The 15,967-nt window shown below is 35.3% G+C and carries 14 protein-coding genes and 1 tRNA gene; 14 read left to right on the top strand and 1 reads right to left on the bottom strand.

Annotation, left to right across the window (positions count from 1 at the left end):
- Positions 1 to 238 precede the first annotated feature (238 nt).
- The 5 genes from ACR1PN_RS10970 (at position 239) to ACR1PN_RS10990 (ending at position 8,138) form a co-directional block, all read left to right on the top strand.
- On the top strand, positions 239 to 919 hold the full coding sequence (locus ACR1PN_RS10970; RefSeq protein WP_433980066.1) for a response regulator transcription factor: 681 nt from the start codon (positions 239 to 241) through the stop codon (positions 917 to 919).
- A gap of 41 nt (positions 920 to 960) precedes the next feature.
- Positions 961 to 2,325 carry an ATP-binding protein gene (locus ACR1PN_RS10975; RefSeq protein ID WP_433980067.1) on the top strand — a complete coding sequence of 455 codons (1,365 nt, stop codon included), beginning with the start codon at positions 961 to 963 and terminating at the stop codon, positions 2,323 to 2,325.
- Positions 2,326 to 2,525: 200 nt separating this feature from the next.
- On the top strand, positions 2,526 to 3,767 hold the full coding sequence (locus ACR1PN_RS10980) for a TolC family protein (RefSeq protein ID WP_433980068.1): 1,242 nt from the start codon (positions 2,526 to 2,528) through the stop codon (positions 3,765 to 3,767).
- Positions 3,768 to 3,808: 41 nt separating this feature from the next.
- The gene (locus ACR1PN_RS10985) at positions 3,809 to 4,891 is read left to right on the top strand and encodes an efflux RND transporter periplasmic adaptor subunit (protein WP_433980069.1); all 1,083 of its coding nucleotides are present in this window, start codon (positions 3,809 to 3,811) and stop codon (positions 4,889 to 4,891) included.
- Between the two features lie 145 nt (positions 4,892 to 5,036).
- Positions 5,037 to 8,138, top strand: coding sequence for an efflux RND transporter permease subunit (locus ACR1PN_RS10990; protein WP_433980070.1), 3,102 nt, complete (start codon positions 5,037 to 5,039; stop codon positions 8,136 to 8,138).
- 87 nt (positions 8,139 to 8,225) lie between these two features.
- On the opposite strand, the gene ACR1PN_RS10995 is transcribed toward ACR1PN_RS10990, so the two are convergent.
- Positions 8,226 to 9,728, bottom strand: a complete 1,503-nt coding sequence (locus ACR1PN_RS10995) for a DUF4394 domain-containing protein (RefSeq protein WP_433980071.1) — start codon at positions 9,726 to 9,728, stop codon at positions 8,226 to 8,228.
- Between the two features lie 247 nt (positions 9,729 to 9,975).
- Between ACR1PN_RS10995 and tuf the strand changes: the two genes are divergently transcribed.
- The 9 genes from tuf to rplL all read left to right on the top strand — a co-directional run bounded on the left by tuf (position 9,976) and on the right by rplL (position 15,685).
- Positions 9,976 to 11,187, top strand: coding sequence for an elongation factor Tu (gene tuf, locus ACR1PN_RS11000; RefSeq protein WP_378180843.1), 1,212 nt, complete (start codon positions 9,976 to 9,978; stop codon positions 11,185 to 11,187).
- Between the two features lie 54 nt (positions 11,188 to 11,241).
- Positions 11,242 to 11,312 (top strand) — tRNA-Trp (locus ACR1PN_RS11005).
- 12 nt (positions 11,313 to 11,324) lie between these two features.
- Positions 11,325 to 11,531, top strand: a complete 207-nt coding sequence (secE, locus tag ACR1PN_RS11010) for a preprotein translocase subunit SecE (RefSeq protein WP_267267102.1) — start codon at positions 11,325 to 11,327, stop codon at positions 11,529 to 11,531.
- A 19-nt stretch (positions 11,532 to 11,550) separates the two neighbouring features.
- On the top strand, positions 11,551 to 12,093 hold the full coding sequence (gene nusG / locus ACR1PN_RS11015; RefSeq protein WP_034679142.1) for a transcription termination/antitermination protein NusG: 543 nt from the start codon (positions 11,551 to 11,553) through the stop codon (positions 12,091 to 12,093).
- A 147-nt stretch (positions 12,094 to 12,240) separates the two neighbouring features.
- Positions 12,241 to 13,293: a hypothetical protein gene (locus ACR1PN_RS11020; RefSeq protein ID WP_433980072.1), complete on the top strand. Its 1,053-nt coding sequence runs from the start codon at positions 12,241 to 12,243 to the stop codon at positions 13,291 to 13,293.
- A gap of 210 nt (positions 13,294 to 13,503) precedes the next feature.
- On the top strand, positions 13,504 to 13,950 hold the full coding sequence (gene rplK, locus ACR1PN_RS11025; RefSeq protein WP_072955489.1) for a 50S ribosomal protein L11: 447 nt from the start codon (positions 13,504 to 13,506) through the stop codon (positions 13,948 to 13,950).
- An 11-nt stretch (positions 13,951 to 13,961) separates the two neighbouring features.
- Complete coding sequence (gene rplA / locus ACR1PN_RS11030; RefSeq protein WP_378180827.1) at positions 13,962 to 14,654, top strand: 50S ribosomal protein L1; 693 nt, start codon at positions 13,962 to 13,964, stop codon at positions 14,652 to 14,654.
- A gap of 18 nt (positions 14,655 to 14,672) precedes the next feature.
- The gene (gene rplJ / locus ACR1PN_RS11035) at positions 14,673 to 15,269 is read left to right on the top strand and encodes a 50S ribosomal protein L10 (RefSeq protein ID WP_433980073.1); all 597 of its coding nucleotides are present in this window, start codon (positions 14,673 to 14,675) and stop codon (positions 15,267 to 15,269) included.
- Between the two features lie 47 nt (positions 15,270 to 15,316).
- Positions 15,317 to 15,685, top strand: coding sequence for a 50S ribosomal protein L7/L12 (gene rplL, locus ACR1PN_RS11040; RefSeq protein WP_076390710.1), 369 nt, complete (start codon positions 15,317 to 15,319; stop codon positions 15,683 to 15,685).
- Positions 15,686 to 15,967 lie beyond the last annotated feature (282 nt).

The raw sequence follows: 15,967 nt of genomic DNA on the forward strand, positions 1-15,967 counted from the left end.
CTTATAAAAGATTAATACGTCATATTTTTAAAATCAAATTTACTTCATGGTTTAAACTTAATCTCAACCTAAACCGTCTTAAAGTTTAATATTATTTTAATCAATCATAATATCCGCTTCAAAATACTTTAATAATAAGTCTTTAGAAGTTCCGGAGAAAAAAAGCAAAACCTTCCTTAGAATAATTGCAGTAGAGAATTTTAGAATTTTCATTAAATTCGTAATAAATATTTCCCGTATGAATATTCTTTTATTGGAAGATGACCTTATTCTGTCTGCTGAACTGAGTAAATTCTTAGAGTCAAATCAATTTAATTGTGATAAAATCTATGACGGCGAAACTTTTCTCCGTCAGATTAAGAATAATGTTTACGATTTGTATCTCTTAGATATCAACGTGCCGAAGATTAGCGGCCTCGATGTTTGCCAGACCATTCGCTCGTTTGATAAAAATACACCAATTATTATCATTTCGGCGTACGGCGATATTTCTGATAAAAAAGATGCATTTACGAGATTGGCGGATGATTATCTGGTAAAACCTTTCCAGTTTGAAGAATTATTGCTGAGAATGAATTCTCTTTTAAGAAGAAAAGCACCTTCCGAAAGCGTTGATTTAGATATTATCAGAATCGATGATTTAATTATCAATAAAACCGAACAAAAAGTTTTCCGTGCAGGAAATGAAATAGCTCTGACGCTAAAGGAATTTCAGCTTTTGGTTTATTTGGCAGAAGCGCAGGGAAGAACGGTTTCCAAACAACAGATTACCGAAAACGTTTGGGAACATAATTTTAATACCAATACCAATACGGTAGAAGTGTACATCAATTTCCTAAGAAAAAAGATTGATAAAGAATATAAAGTGAAACTGATTCATACAAGATCGGGTTTTGGTTATTATCTGAATCCTTTATAAAGTAACCAACAACTGATAACGGACAACTAAAAACTATTTGAATGTCGTTAAAAAGAAAAATTGCGCTGACTTTGAGCGTTTCATTTTCGTTGCTTTTTGGGATTGTTTTAATTATTATTTATATTTCGTTTGATGATTTCCGACGTGAAGAATTCAAAGACCGGTTTATAAGACGATTAGGATTTACCACTAATTTTATTTCAAAGTCAAAAAATTTTGAGGAAGAAGCGCCTATCTTTTTTAATGAAAACTCAGATAATTTTCTTTTAAACGAAACCATTTTAATTTTTAATGGTCAAAAAGAGCTTATTTATAGCACTTTAAAAGATCAAAAAGTAACCTGGGATAAAAATATTCTTATTGAATTAGATAAGGAAAAAGATATTTATAAGGAAAAGTCAATTCCAGAAGTTTATGCTTCGCTAAAAACGATTAATGGAGAAAACTATTATATTCTCACAAGTGCTTACGATACGAATGGAAAATCGAAGTTAGCCTATCTGAAGTATCTTTTAATTACCGCTTTTATTACCTGTACTTTATTGATTGGTTTTTTTTCGTATTATTTTATGGGTAAATTTCTACGTCCTTTGGAAGATCTGAATAAAGAAATTTCCGAGGTCACTGCTCATAAACTGACAACACAGATTCCTGTTGAGCAATCGAATGACGAAATCAGTATTTTAGCCAGTTCATTCAATACGATGATTTCAAGATTAAATGATGTTTTCCAGTCACAAAAAGATTTTACAGCCAGTGCATCCCACGAAATCAGAACTCCGATTACAAGGATGGCTTTTCAGCTTGAAAACTTAATTAAACTCGAGCAGCACTCTCCTGATACGCTTTCGGCATTGCAACAGATGTTGAAAGATGTTTATCAGTTATCTGATCTTACAAATTCACTTCTACTTCTCACAAAATTCGACAAGGAAAATATTCAGACTATTTACGAAGAAGTACGAATCGATGAAGTAATTTTTGAATCTTTCGACAGAGTACAGAAAAGTTATCCTTATCTGAAAATGGATTTTGGTATTTCAGAGGAAACTCAGGAAAATGCATTTCTTACCATTAATGGAGTTCAGTCACTTTTAGATATTGTATTTATTAATTTACTTAAAAATGCAGCGGTTTATTCAGACAATGCCAATGCAAAAATTTTAATCACCGAAACTGAAAATCATCTTTCTGTTGATATACTTTCTGAAGGTAAAACGATTTCTGAAGAAGAGCAGCCCAAGCTTTTCGAAGCTTTTATGCGCGGAAACAATTCTCAGAATATTTCCGGCTCCGGTTTGGGATTGAGAATCGTCAAAAGAATCTTAGAATATCACGGTGCAGAAATTTCTTACGCTTCGCCGGCTGAGAATCAAAATAAATTCAGTATTATTTTTAATAAGTGAATTTTTAATTCAACTTCTCGCTGATTAAGCTGATTTTGCAGATATTAAAAAATCAGCGTAATCTTCTAAATCAGCGAGAGCCTTTCTACAGATATTTCCATAGTTTTAATTGATAAAATTTACAATTTAATTTTTTTTTAAGCCTCATTTAAGTTCGTTTTAATCGAACAACAGCATTTTTGTCATCAAAATTTGAGAGAATGAACAAAATTGCAGGACTGTTCGTTGTAATTTCTTCGGTAATTTCAGCGCAGCAGCAAATGTCGCTTTTGGAATGCGAAAATGCCTTTCAGCAAAACAATCTTCAGCTTCTTGCCGAGCAATACAACATCAGTATGGCAGATGCAGATATTTTACAGGCCAAAATCTGGGAACTTCCGCAGATGAGCGGTTATATCAACGGTTACAATCCCGAAGATAAAAGATTTTTGGATGCAGGAAGAGCAAAAGGAATCGAAGTAACCCAATTGATTTACATGGGTGGTAAAAAGAAAAACGAAATCGCTTTTGCAAAATCTAATAAAGAACTGGCACAACTTCAGTTTTCACAGCTTCTCGTTGAGTTGAGAACCCAACTTCACAACAATTATTACAATCTTTATTACGAAAAGCTTAAGCTTGAAAATGTTAATAAACAGTTAGGTTATATGAATGACCTTTTGAAGGCGTATAAAGTACAGTCTGCAAAAGGAAATGTCTCATTGAAAGATGAAGTGAGACTTCAAAGTATCGTTATTCAGTTGAATAATGATAAGGTACAGATCAACAAGAACCTCTTAGAATTTAAACAGGCTTTAAAAGTTTTGACAGGAATTTCAGAAGGAGTGGAACCTCAGATTTCAGAGGAAGAAGCGAAAGACATTTTGGCTGCGCAACCTTTCGGAGATGAAGCCGAATTGAAAAGAAAAGCGCTTGAAAACAATGCCGATTATTTATTCATTCTAAAACTGATTGAAAATTCCAAATTATATGCGCAATGGCAAAAATCATTGAACGTTCCTGATTTGAATGTCGGAATGGAATACGATCAGGCTTCGGGAACTTTTAATAACGAAATCAATTTGAAAGTCGGAATCCCGATTCCTCTGTGGAAAAGCAATAAGGGAAATGTTGAAAGAGCCAATCATGCCATCAAACAAAACCAGAAAAATGCAGAATTCCAGAAACTCGATTTAGAAACAAAAGTAGAATCTGCTTTTCAAATCTGGAAAAGTCAGTACGAACAGTTAGCTGAAATAAAATCTACCGATTTAGACAATCTCGATTTGGTTTATAACGGAATGCTGAAAAACTTCAGAAACGGAAACATCAGTTTAATTGAGTTCACCGATTTCATGGAAAGTTACCGTCAAACGGCGCTTCAGATTTATGATATGAAAAACGAACTGATGCAGTCTGCCGAACAGCTTAATCAATTGGTACAAACTAAAATCTTCTATTAAAGTAAAAAACTTTGCGCGCTTTGCGTTTAAAAAATTCTAAAATGAAAAAAATAATTATACCTCTATTTTCAGCTTTCCTTTTATGGTCGTGCTCAAAACCAGAAATTGCAAAATCACCCGAGCCAAAAGGGTTTGAACTGAGCAATACAATGCTTGAATCGATTTCCACAGCAAAAGTTGAAAACAGACTGATAGAAGATTCTTACAGTTTTTACGGTAAAATTGCTGCAGATGCCAATTCATATATTGATGTCTATCCTTTGGTCGGCGGAAATGTGATGAGTGTAAATGTAGAACTTGGAGATTACGTGAAAAAAGGACAGGTTTTAGCTACCATCAGAAGTACTGAATTAGCGGAAATTCAGAAAGATGTAAGCGATGCGAAAACAGATTTGCTGGTTGCCAAAAATAATCTTCGTGTAGCCAGAGAGATGTATGAAGGAAAACTGAATACTGAAAGAGATGTTCTTGAAGCGAAAAGTCAATTACAGAAAGCAGAAGATCAGCTTCACAGAGCGAGTGCGGTAAGTACGGTTTATAATGTGAAAAATGGAAATATCTATAGTGTTTTAGCCCCAATCAGCGGGTATATTGTACATAAAGACATCAATAAAGATATGCAGCTGCGAAGCGACCGCAGTGAAAATATTTTCGATGTTGCCAATACGACCAATGTTTGGGCAATTATGAACATCAACGAATCTGATATTGATAAAATAAGTCTTGGAATGCCGGCTCAGGTTTCCACATTGTCTTATCCCGATAAGGTTTTTGACGGAAAAATTGATAAAATATTTAAAATCATCGATCCGCAAACCAACGCAATGCAGGCAAGAGTGGTTTTGGATAATGCAAACGGATTATTGATTCCGGATAGTAAAGCGACGATAAAAGTTTCAAAATCTGAGGACAAAACGGCACTTTCAATTCCTTCAAAAGCAGTCATTTTTGATGATGACAGAAGTTATGTAGTGGTTTTTAAATCAAGAACAGATGTAAAGGTTAAAGAAATTCAGGTTTTAAAACAGCTTGGAGAAATCACTTACATTTCAGAAGGTCTTAAAGAGGGTGAAGAAGTAATTACCAACAATCAATTGTTGATTTACCGTTCGCTAAACAATTAATTTATTTCAACCATTAAGATTTGAAATAAATAAGCAACTAAGACCAACCTGTTATTATTTTCTTAATGGTTTTAAACCTTTTAGATACAATTAAACATTAGTAATTAGACTAAAATCTAAAACCTAATATCTAACATCTATTCAAATGAATAAATTCATAAAAAATATCATCTCATTTTCACTGAAAAACAAAGCGTTTACCTTTATTTGGGTGGCTGTTTTAGCAGTGGCGGGATTTATCAGTTTTAAAAATATGCCGATTGAGGCATTTCCCGATGTTACGAATACGCAAATCGTGATCATTACGCAGTGGGACGGTAGAAGTGCCGAGGAAGTTGAACGTTTTGTTACTACGCCGATTGAGTTGGCAATGAGCCCCGTTCAGAAGAAAACGAGTGTGAGAAGTACAACGATGTTCGGGCTTTCCATCGTTAAAATTCTCTTTGATGACGGAGTCGATGATATGTTTGCAAGAAACATGGTTAACAATCAGCTTCGAAATGTAAGCCTTCCCGAAGGAATTGATCCCGAAGTTCAACCACCTTACGGACCAACCGGAGAAATTTTCAGATATACTTTAGAAAGCAAGAAAAAAGATTCCCGTGAATTGTTGACAATTCAGAACTGGGTTATTGACAGGGCGCTTCGTGGTGTTCCCGGAGTTGCAGATATCAATGTTTTCGGCGGTCAGGATAAAGTTTTTGAACTGAGTATCGATCCAAGAGCTTTAGATAAATACAATTTGACGCCGCTTCAGGTTTACGAAGCAGTGACGAAAAGTAATTTGAATGTCGGTGGAGACGTTATCGAAAAAAACGGACAAGCTTACGTTGTTCGAGGAATCGGTTTGGTACAATCTACGGATGATATTGCCAATATTACCATTCACAATGATAACGGAAACCCGGTTTTGGTAAAGAATGTTGCTGAGGTTCACGAAAGTTCAAGACCAAGAGTAGGACAGGCAGGATTAAACAACCAAGATGATACTGTGGAAGGGATTGTCGTGATGCGAAAAGGAGAAAATCCGCGTGAGGTTTTGGTGGGTGTAAAAGCTAAAATTGCAGAACTGAACGAGAAAATACTTCCAAAAGATGTCAAGATGGTTACTTTTTACGACCGTGATCATCTGATGGATTTCACGACTGAGACAGTAATGCACAATTTGCTGGAAGGAATTATTCTTGTAACAGTAATCGTTTTGATTTTTATGGCAGACTGGCGAACAACGCTTACAGTTTCCATTATTATTCCGCTGTCATTGCTTTTTGCATTTTTATGTCTAAAACTTTGCGGAATGAGTGCCAATTTATTGTCTCTTGGAGCGGTCGATTTCGGAATCATTATTGACGGAGCCGTCGTTATGGTGGAAGGTATTTTCGTAATGCTTGACCATAAAGCCAAGAAATACGGTGATGAAAGATTCAACAAAATGGCAAAAGCTGGTTGGATAAAACATACAGGAACAGGCTTAGGAAAAGCAATTTTCTTCTCAAAATTAATTATTATCACTTCTTTGATTCCGATTTTTGCCTTTCAGAAAGTCGAAGGAAAGATGTTCTCACCTTTGGCATTTACACTTGGTTTTGCATTAATGGGAGCCTTGATTTTTACGTTGACTTTGGTTCCCGTCCTAACGCATTTGCTCTTAAATAAGAATGTAAGAGAAAAAAATAATCCGTTTGTGAATTTCTGGGACAGAATTGTTTTGAAAGGTTTCAGATTTACCTTTAAAAATAAAAAAATAAGCTTACTGGTTTCCATTTCGATTGTTGCGGTGACTTTGTTTTCAGGAAAATTTTTAGGAACAGAATTTTTACCACAATTAAATGAAGGTTCTCTCTGGATTACCGCAGAAATGCCGATGAGTTCATCATTAAAAGAATCTTTAAAAACTGCAGATATTTTAAAGAAAGACATCATGAGTGTTCCTGAAGTGACCGATGTTTTGGCTCAAACCGGAAGAAGCAACGATGGAACAGACCCGAACGGATTCGGATTTGTGCAGTTTGCGGTCAATCTTAAACCTAAAGATGAATGGACTCGTAAAATTACGTACGATCAATTAATTGAAGATATCGATAAAAAACTGAGCAATTATCAGGGAATTACCTTCAATTATTCGCAGCCGATTTCTGATAACGTTGCTGAAGCTGTTGCCGGTTTTAAAGCTGAAAATGGAATTAAAATTTACGGTGACAATCTTCAGACTTTGGATGAACTGGCAGAAAAAGTTTTAAAATCAATAAAAGATGTGGATGGAGTTCGAGATGCCGGAATTATAAAAAATATTGGTCAGCCGGAAGTAAATGTGGTTTGGGACAGAAATAAAATGGCGGCTTACGGTGTGATGCCTGAAGATGCACAGACTGTCTTGGAAATGGCTTTTGGTGGGAAAACTGCTTCCGAAATGTATGACGGTGAGAGAAAGTTCCCGATTCGTCTGCGCTATTCTCATGAGTATAGAAAAGATGAAAATGACATTGCCTCGTTAATGATTCCAACCCAGGATGGAACAATGATTCCTTTGAAAGAAGTAGGAAAAATTGAGAAAAATAACGGAGCTGCATTTATTTATCGTGACGACATCAAACGTTATATCGGAATTAAATTCTCCATTCGTGACCGTGATTTAGGAGGAACGATTTCCGACGCGCAGAAAGAAGTCGCAAAAATTGATCTTCCTGAAGGATATAAAGTAGGATGGACTGGTCAGTTTGAAAATCAGCAAAGAGCAACCAAAAGATTAACAGAAGTAGTACCAATCAGCATTTTAGGGATATTTTTCCTGTTATTTATCCTTTTTGGAAACATGAAAGATTCATTCTTAGTTTTAGCCAATGTACCTTTTGCTTTAATCGGAGGAATCATTGCGCTTCACTTAACAGGAATGAATTTTGGAATTTCTGCGGGAGTCGGAATGATTGCCTTATTAGGAATCTGTATTCAAAACGGAGTTATTTTGATTACCGAATTTCATCAAAACGCAAAAGACGGATTGCCGCTGGATGAAGCTGTTCTGAACGGAGTGAAATCCCGAACAAGACCTGTCATCATGACTGCTTTAATGGCATCCATCGGATTGTTACCTGCAGCACTTTCTACAGGTATCGGTTCCGAATCTCAAAAACCTTTGGCAATCGTAATTATCGGAGGACTTATTACGGCAACTGTTCTTACCTTGTTGATCTTCCCGATTATCTTCTGGATTTTTAATAGAACTAAGAAGACCGAAGAAATTATTTAGACATTCTCTTTTCATTTACACTTATATAGTTTGAAAGGCTGGAAAATTTTTTTCCAGCCTTTCTCTTATAATAAAACTATGTGTTTTTTAGAAACCTAAACCAACCGTAAAGCCTCTTACTGAATTAGGATAATTAGCTAAAGATGTTGTTGCTCCGTTGGTTGTATTCACGGTGTACAATTTTGTAGCTCCGCCAACTGTTGCCAATAAATATGCTTTTTGACTTGTACTTCCAATATCAAAACCATTTGCACCGGTAATGTTAATTCCTAAAGAACCTACTTCGACCAATGTTCCGTTGTTTGGTGGATTTTGCAGATACAATTTGTCAGTAGAATGATCAATTACAAATAGGGAAGTAGTAGTTGCTCCTGCAAAATTATTGGTATAAGCTGCAGAACCTAATGTTGGAGTTCCAGGATTAATTGCTCCGTCAACTGCAGTAACGCCTCCTGTAACTGGATCTAATCTTAAATTTTGTCCTAAATTACTCACTACTCTGATTTTATCAACTGTTGGATTAAAATCAAAACCGAATTCCGTTCCCACAAGTGCAGTAGTAAGTGCTCCGGTTCCAACTTGAGTTGCTGCTCCGGTTCCTAAGTTAATTGTATAAATTCTGCTTGAGCTTCCTAAAGCATACAATTGTCCGTTTAATGGTCTGAAATCAATACCCAAAATATTTTCTCCTGTTTGAAGCCCTGTAATAGCTTTAGTTACAGGCTGAGGATTATTTGGATCAAAAATCTGTAAGGCATTTGTTTCATTTACAGCATAAGCCACCGGATTTGTCTTTATGGCAAGATCAATAATTTTTGAAGATAACATACCGATGTTTGTTGCTTTACCATTATTAAGATCAACTGTATACAGGCTATTTTGATTTCCTGTTGTAGCGGCCATCAAAGCAATTTTATTGTCAGGGTTTATATCAAAGGCAGCTTGTCCGGTAAAAGTTATGCCTAAACTTCCGACCTCTACCAAAGTTCCATTGTTCGGAGGATCTTGTTTAAAAAGTTTACCACTCATAGCGTCAAGATCATATAAAGTTGTACTTGTAGCCCCAGAAATACTATTGGTATACGCAATACCCATAATGGATGATGTGGTTGTTATACTAATGTCTGTAGCTGCAATTACTCCTGTTTCAGGATTTATACGGAGATTTTGGCCTGTATTGGTAACAAGTCTTATGCGATCTACCGTAGGATTAAAATCTATAGAAGCTACAGAGCCTGAAATCGCAGGCGTGAAAGAAGTTGTGCTTACTGCTCTTGCATTGGCTGTCGACAGATTGATAATATAAAATTTGCTTGCATTGGAAACCGCATAAAGTTCTCCGGTTGCAGGGCGGAAATCTATGCTTAAAAGTTTTTCTCCGGAAGGAATTCCCATGATTGTTTTGGTCGATGAAAAGCTCGAAGAGTTATTGGCATTAAATTCTACAAGCTGATTGTTTTCAGTAAGTCCATACACCATTACATCAGGTTTCATGATTTGTTCTTCAGGCATACTTTCCATATCATCATTGCACGAGAATGCAGTGAGCAGAGTAAATACAGCAAGACAGATGTAAGATAGTTTTTTCATAATAGTTTATTTTAGGTATTTCTCATATTATATACGAGAGAAAATAAACTTCGGATTTTTGCAAACACTTTTTTTTAATTCATTTTTTTGTTTAAATTTGCATCTCTGTTTACAGAAAACAATAAGGTTTGTGACTTTCTGGGTTTGAAGATGAAACTTTTTTTCATAAAAAGATTTTGGTATATAAAAATTCATTATATTTGCACACCGAAAATTTGAATAAAACAATAAATAAATAATTTAAATCATGGCAAAGGAAACGTTTAATCGTAACAAACCACACTTGAACATTGGTACTATTGGTCACGTTGACCATGGTAAAACTACTCTTACAGCTGCTATTTCTGCTGTATTAGCTAGCAAAGGTCTTGCTGAGAAAAAAGACTTCTCTGCAATTGACTCTGCTCCAGAAGAAAAAGAAAGAGGTATTACTATCAATACTGCTCACATCGAATACGAAACTGAAAAAAGACACTATGCTCACGTTGACTGTCCAGGTCACGCGGATTACGTAAAGAACATGGTAACTGGTGCTGCTCAGATGGACGGAGCTATCGTTGTATGTGCTGCAACTGACGGACCTATGCCTCAAACTAGAGAGCACATCCTACTTTGTCGTCAGGTAAACGTACCTAGAATCGTTGTTTTCATGAACAAAGTTGACATGGTAGATGATGCTGAGTTATTAGAGCTTGTTGAAATGGAATTGAGAGACTTATTGTCTACTTACGATTTCGACGGTGATAACTCTCCAGTAATTCAAGGTTCTGCACTTGGTGCACTTACAGCTGCTACTTCTAGCCCAGTAAACACTGACGATCAGTGGTTTAAGAGTGTTGAAGCATTGATGGATGCTGTTGATACTTGGATCGAAGAGCCAGTAAGAGATACTGATAAGCCATTCTTGATGCCAATCGAAGACGTATTCTCTATTACAGGTAGAGGTACTGTAGCAACTGGTAGAATCGAAGCGGGTATTATCAATACAGGTGATCCTGTAGATATCGTTGGTATGGGTGATGAGAAATTAACTTCTACAATTACAGGGGTTGAGATGTTCAGAAAAATCCTAGACAGAGGTGAAGCTGGTGATAACGTAGGTCTATTGTTGAGAGGTATTGAAAAAACTGACATCAAGAGAGGTATGGTAATCGCTAAGAAAGATTCTGTGAAGCCACACAAAAAATTCAAAGCATCTGTTTATATCCTTTCTAAAGAAGAAGGTGGACGTCACACTCCATTCCACAACAAATATCGTCCTCAGTTCTACGTAAGAACTACTGACGTTACAGGTGAGATTTTCTTGCCAGAAGGTGTAGAAATGGTAATGCCAGGTGATAACTTAGAAATCTCTGTAGAATTGTTACAGCCAATCGCTCTTAACGTAGGTCTTAGATTTGCGATCAGAGAAGGAGGTAGAACAGTTGGTTCAGGTCAGGTTACTGAAATCTTAGACTAATCATCTAAATATAACTAAAGTTCCGTAAGGAAGCTTACGGAACTTTTTTAATCTACGGGCATCGTCCAATGGTAGGATACCGGTCTCCAAAACCGTTGATCAGGGTTCGAATCCTTGTGCCCGTGCAAATATAAATTATGAGTGCATTTGTCGATTTTTTAAAAGGTTCTTATAACGAATTCAGACATAAAGTTGAATGGCCAAAATGGTCAGACTTACAGTCTTCTACAATCGTAGTAACTGTTGCAACTGTTATTTTAGCGTTATTTACATTCGGTGTTGATGAGTTGTTTTCAAAATCAATCAGCAACATCTTAGGAATATTGATTAACAGCTTCAACTAACGAAAAGTAATTTCCCGTAATGAGCGAATTAAAATGGTATGTGCTGAAAGCAATCAGCGGACAGGAAAATAAAGTGAAAAACTACATTGAGACGGAGATCAAACGTTTAGGGTTTGAACAGTACGTTACTCAGGTGGTTATTCCTATGGAAAAGGTAATTCAGCTTAGGAACGGAAAAAAAGTTCCGAAAGAAAGACCTTATTATCCTGGTTACCTGATGGTTGAAGCCGATTTGATGGGAGAGATTCCTCATGTGATTAAAAACATTCCAGGAGTAATTTCTTTCTTAAGTTTAACTAAAGGCGGAGATCCTGTACCCATGAGAAAATCTGAGGTTAACAGAATGCTTGGTAGAATGGATGAGCTTTCAGAATTTGCTACCGATGCTGAAATTCCGTTCATCGTTGGTGAAAATGTAAAAGTGATTGATGGTCCTTTCAACGGATTCAACGGAACAGTTGAGAAAATTCTTGAAGATAAAAAGAAAATTGAAGTTTCAGTTTTGATCTTCGGAAGAAAAACTCCAATGGAATTAAGCTATATGCAGGTAGAAAAAGTGTAAGATATTATTCTAAAATATATAAAGGTTACTTTTAAAAGGTAACCTTTTTTTGTTCATATAATAGATAGTATGGTTTCATTTACAAAAAGGAATAACATTTTTTTATTGTATTGCTTTTTTTTAATTGCAATCTTTCTGTATGTAGTCGTGAAATTATACGGAAAGGCTATGTTGCCTGTTCATGAATGGACGATGTCTGACTGGCTAGTAAATTACGAAGACGGAGGCTTTAAACGCAGAGGAATAACAGGAACTATTTTTTTTGCTGTACAAGACTTTTTTGAAATCTCATTGCCTATTCAGATTTTTTTTGTTCAAACAACTTTTTATATTCTTGTTTTTTACACCTATCTTAAGCTGTTAATGACCAAAAAATTAGACTGGAACATTTTGGTATTGCTATGTTCTTCGCTCTGTTTTATGTACTTTCCGATTAATTTGTCGTATTCAGGGAAAAGAGAGGTTATTCTTTTTGTTCTTGCAGCATATTTCGCATTAGGTAAAATGACTGTTGTGAAAGAAAGAATCTTTTTAGTTTTATTCTGCATAGGCCTATTTGTTCATGAAATGTTTTATTTCTTCCTGCCCTTTTTTATTTTCATACATATTCTTAAAACAGGAAAAAAGAAATATTCATTTTGGATAATGCTTTTTGTTTTGTCAACTCTAATTATTGGGATTTTATATTTTTCCGGAAAAGAAATTAACGGTGGCCGAAGTTTAGAAATTATTAAAGAAAGAGGTGTTGTTTTTGGTGAAAACAATATTTTCTTGTTTAAATTTAATGATGCTGCTAAACTGATGAAGAAAGAAATAATTTCTTATCTATTATTTATTGTAGAACTTGCCATCGAAATTTCAATGTTTTTGTATTATGTTTTTAATTTTTATAGGAATAAATTTTATACACTGTTTAAATTCATTGTTATAAGTTTGATTTGGATAATGCCTTTATATATACTTGGAATAGATTGGTACCGTTGGAATCATGTATATTCTATGCTTTTGTTTGTTATTGTGGTATCTCTGTTGCCGGATAATGAAGATAACAGGCTTTCTTTTAATCAAAATCCTTTTTTTAAAAGATTTCTTGTTTTTAATATTGTTTTTTTTGTCTTTTTGTTCATTCATATACAATATGATGCGAGAGGACTTTCATTACAAGGCGTGAAAGAATATTATTTTTCAAGATTTTTCTGAGTCCTTGCGCTTTCTGCTGCTTGCTACAATTTTTAATACTAAAAAAGATTTTGATTATCTGACTAAAACTCAAACAATTAATTTGCTATTTCAAAAATATTTTATACTTTTGCAATCCGAAAAGTAGGTTCATCTAATGTGAGAATGGGTAACCTGCTGAATAATAAATGCTTCCAAACTCATTAATTATTCAAATTTAAAAAACAAAAAATGGCTAAAAAAGTCTTTAAAATGGTAAAACTTCAGGTGAAAGGTGGCGCTGCTAACCCTTCTCCACCAGTAGGTCCGGCTTTGGGTTCTGCAGGTGTGAACATCATGGAGTTTTGTAAGCAATTTAACGGAAGAACTCAGGACAAGCCAGGGCAAGTTTTACCTGTAGTAATTACAGTGTACGAAGACAAATCTTTTGAATTCGTTATTAAAACTCCACCTGCAGCAATCCAGTTGATGGATGCGGCTAAGATCAAAGGAGGTTCCGGAGAACCAAACAGAAACAAAGTAGGTGCTGTATCTTGGGCTCAGGTTCAAAAGATCGCTGAAGACAAGATGACTGACCTTAACTGTTTTACTTTGGATTCTGCAGTTTCTATGGTAGCAGGTACTGCTAGATCTATGGGATTAAGAGTAACAGGAACTAAACCAACTTTTAACGCTTAATACTTAGAGAAATGGCAAAATTGACAAAAAAGCAAAAAGAAGTTGCAAGCAAAGTAGAGAAAGGAAGATTTTATAATCTTGAAGAAGGTTCTGCGCTTGTAAAAGAGGTAAATACTGCGAAGTTTGATGCTTCTGTAGATATCGCTGTAAGATTGGGTGTAGATCCAAGAAAAGCAAACCAAATGGTAAGAGGTGTTGTATCTCTTCCTCACGGAACTGGTAAAGATGTTAAAGTTTTGGCTTTAGTAACTCCGGATAAAGAAGCAGAAGCTAAAGAAGCTGGTGCTGATTATGTAGGTCTTGACGAATATTTACAAAAAATCAAAGACGGTTGGACAGATGTTGACGTTATCGTTACCATGCCTGCTGTTATGGGTAAATTAGGACCATTGGGTAGAGTATTAGGACCAAGAGGTTTGATGCCTAACCCTAAATCAGGTACTGTAACAATGGAAATTGGTAAAGCAGTAACTGAAGTAAAAGCGGGTAAAATTGACTTTAAAGTAGACAAATACGGTATTATCCACGCTGGTATTGGTAAAGTATCTTTCGATGCTGCTAAAATCAAGGAGAATGCTCAGGAATTGATCCAGACTTTGATCAAAATGAAGCCAACTGCTGCTAAAGGAACTTATGTGAAGTCTATCTATTTGTCTTCTACAATGAGTCCTGGTATTGCAATCGATACTAAATCTGTTAACTAATTTATAATCCTTAAGACAATGACAAAAGACCAAAAAGTTGTAGCGATACAAGAGATCAAAGACTTGCTTCAGGATGCTAAAGTAGTATATGTTGCAGATCTAGAAGGATTGAACGCTGGTAAAGCTTCTGATTTCAGAAGACAGGCTTTCAAGCAAAATATTAAAGTAAAAGTTGTAAAAAATACACTTTTGCAAAAAGCAATGGAGCAAATCGAAGGAGTAGATTACTCTGAGATGTTCCAGTCTTTCAAAGGGAACTCAGCAATCATGATTTCTGAGACGGCTAATGCTCCTGCGAAATTAATCAAAGATTTCAGAAAGAAAGACGAAAAGCCGGCTTTAAAATCTGCTTTCGTTCAGGAAACTTTCTATATTGGTGACAATAACCTTGATACTTTAGTAAGCATCAAGTCTAGAGAAGAAATGATCGGTGAAATCATCGGATTACTTCAGTCTCCAATCCAGAGAGTTGTTTCTGCTCTTCAAAACAAATCTGAAGCTGGAGAAGCTACAACTGAAGAAGTTGCTACTCCTGCAGTAGAAGAAACTCCTGCTGAGGCAGCTCCGGAAGCTCCTGCTGCAGAAAGCACTGACGAAACGCCAGCTGCTGAATAATTACACTCAAAAAATTAAATAAATAATCAACAAAAAACATTACAACAATGTCAGATTTAAAAAATTTAGCTGAAACGCTAGTAAACTTAACAGTAAAAGACGTAAACGAATTAGCTGCTATCCTTAAGGATGAGTACGGAATTGAGCCAGCTGCTGCTGCTGTAGTAGTTGCTGCAGGTGGTGCTGGTGAAGCTGCTGAAGAAAAGACTGAATTCGACGTAATTCTTAAGTCTGCAGGTGCTTCTAAATTAGCTATCGTTAAATTGGTAAAAGATTTAACTGGTGCTGGTCTTAAAGAAGCTAAAGATATCGTAGACGGTGCTCCTGCTCCATTGAAGCAAGGTGTTTCTAAAGACGAAGCTGAAGCTCTTAAGAAGCAATTAGAAGAAGCTGGTGCTGAAGTAGAATTGAAATAATTTCAATTTTTTAAATATAAGGAAGCGATAAACTTAGTTTATCGCTTCTTTTTTTTGTTAAATCTAATATTCAAACTTCATTTATTATTTGAGACATATAATTTATATTGTTTCTTTTGGAAGCAATATTTTTCATTGAATGGTATTTTATAAAGTAATATAATCTGAATTTATTTTTTTTTGCTAAACAATTTTAATTAAAAAATAACTTATTGTGAATTAAATTTTTAATTTATTTTTTTAATGCAATTAAAATCAATGAGTTATACTATTGTGGTCGTT

Source organism: Chryseobacterium sp. RLHN22, assembly GCF_051011795.1.
GTDB classification, from domain to species: domain Bacteria; phylum Bacteroidota; class Bacteroidia; order Flavobacteriales; family Weeksellaceae; genus Chryseobacterium; species Chryseobacterium zhengzhouense.

Coding starts and splice junctions, on each gene's coding strand:
- ACR1PN_RS10970 (WP_433980066.1), top strand. CDS start 239: ATGAATATTCTTTTATTGGAAGATGACCTTATTCTGTCTGCTGAACTG.
- ACR1PN_RS10975 (WP_433980067.1), top strand. CDS start 961: ATGTCGTTAAAAAGAAAAATTGCGCTGACTTTGAGCGTTTCATTTTCG.
- ACR1PN_RS10980 (WP_433980068.1), top strand. CDS start 2,526: ATGAACAAAATTGCAGGACTGTTCGTTGTAATTTCTTCGGTAATTTCA.
- ACR1PN_RS10985 (WP_433980069.1), top strand. CDS start 3,809: ATGAAAAAAATAATTATACCTCTATTTTCAGCTTTCCTTTTATGGTCG.
- ACR1PN_RS10990 (WP_433980070.1), top strand. CDS start 5,037: ATGAATAAATTCATAAAAAATATCATCTCATTTTCACTGAAAAACAAA.
- ACR1PN_RS10995 (WP_433980071.1), bottom strand. CDS start 9,728: ATGAAAAAACTATCTTACATCTGTCTTGCTGTATTTACTCTGCTCACT.
- tuf (WP_378180843.1), top strand. CDS start 9,976: ATGGCAAAGGAAACGTTTAATCGTAACAAACCACACTTGAACATTGGT.
- secE (WP_267267102.1), top strand. CDS start 11,325: ATGAGTGCATTTGTCGATTTTTTAAAAGGTTCTTATAACGAATTCAGA.
- nusG (WP_034679142.1), top strand. CDS start 11,551: ATGAGCGAATTAAAATGGTATGTGCTGAAAGCAATCAGCGGACAGGAA.
- rplK (WP_072955489.1), top strand. CDS start 13,504: ATGGCTAAAAAAGTCTTTAAAATGGTAAAACTTCAGGTGAAAGGTGGC.
- rplA (WP_378180827.1), top strand. CDS start 13,962: ATGGCAAAATTGACAAAAAAGCAAAAAGAAGTTGCAAGCAAAGTAGAG.
- rplJ (WP_433980073.1), top strand. CDS start 14,673: ATGACAAAAGACCAAAAAGTTGTAGCGATACAAGAGATCAAAGACTTG.
- rplL (WP_076390710.1), top strand. CDS start 15,317: ATGTCAGATTTAAAAAATTTAGCTGAAACGCTAGTAAACTTAACAGTA.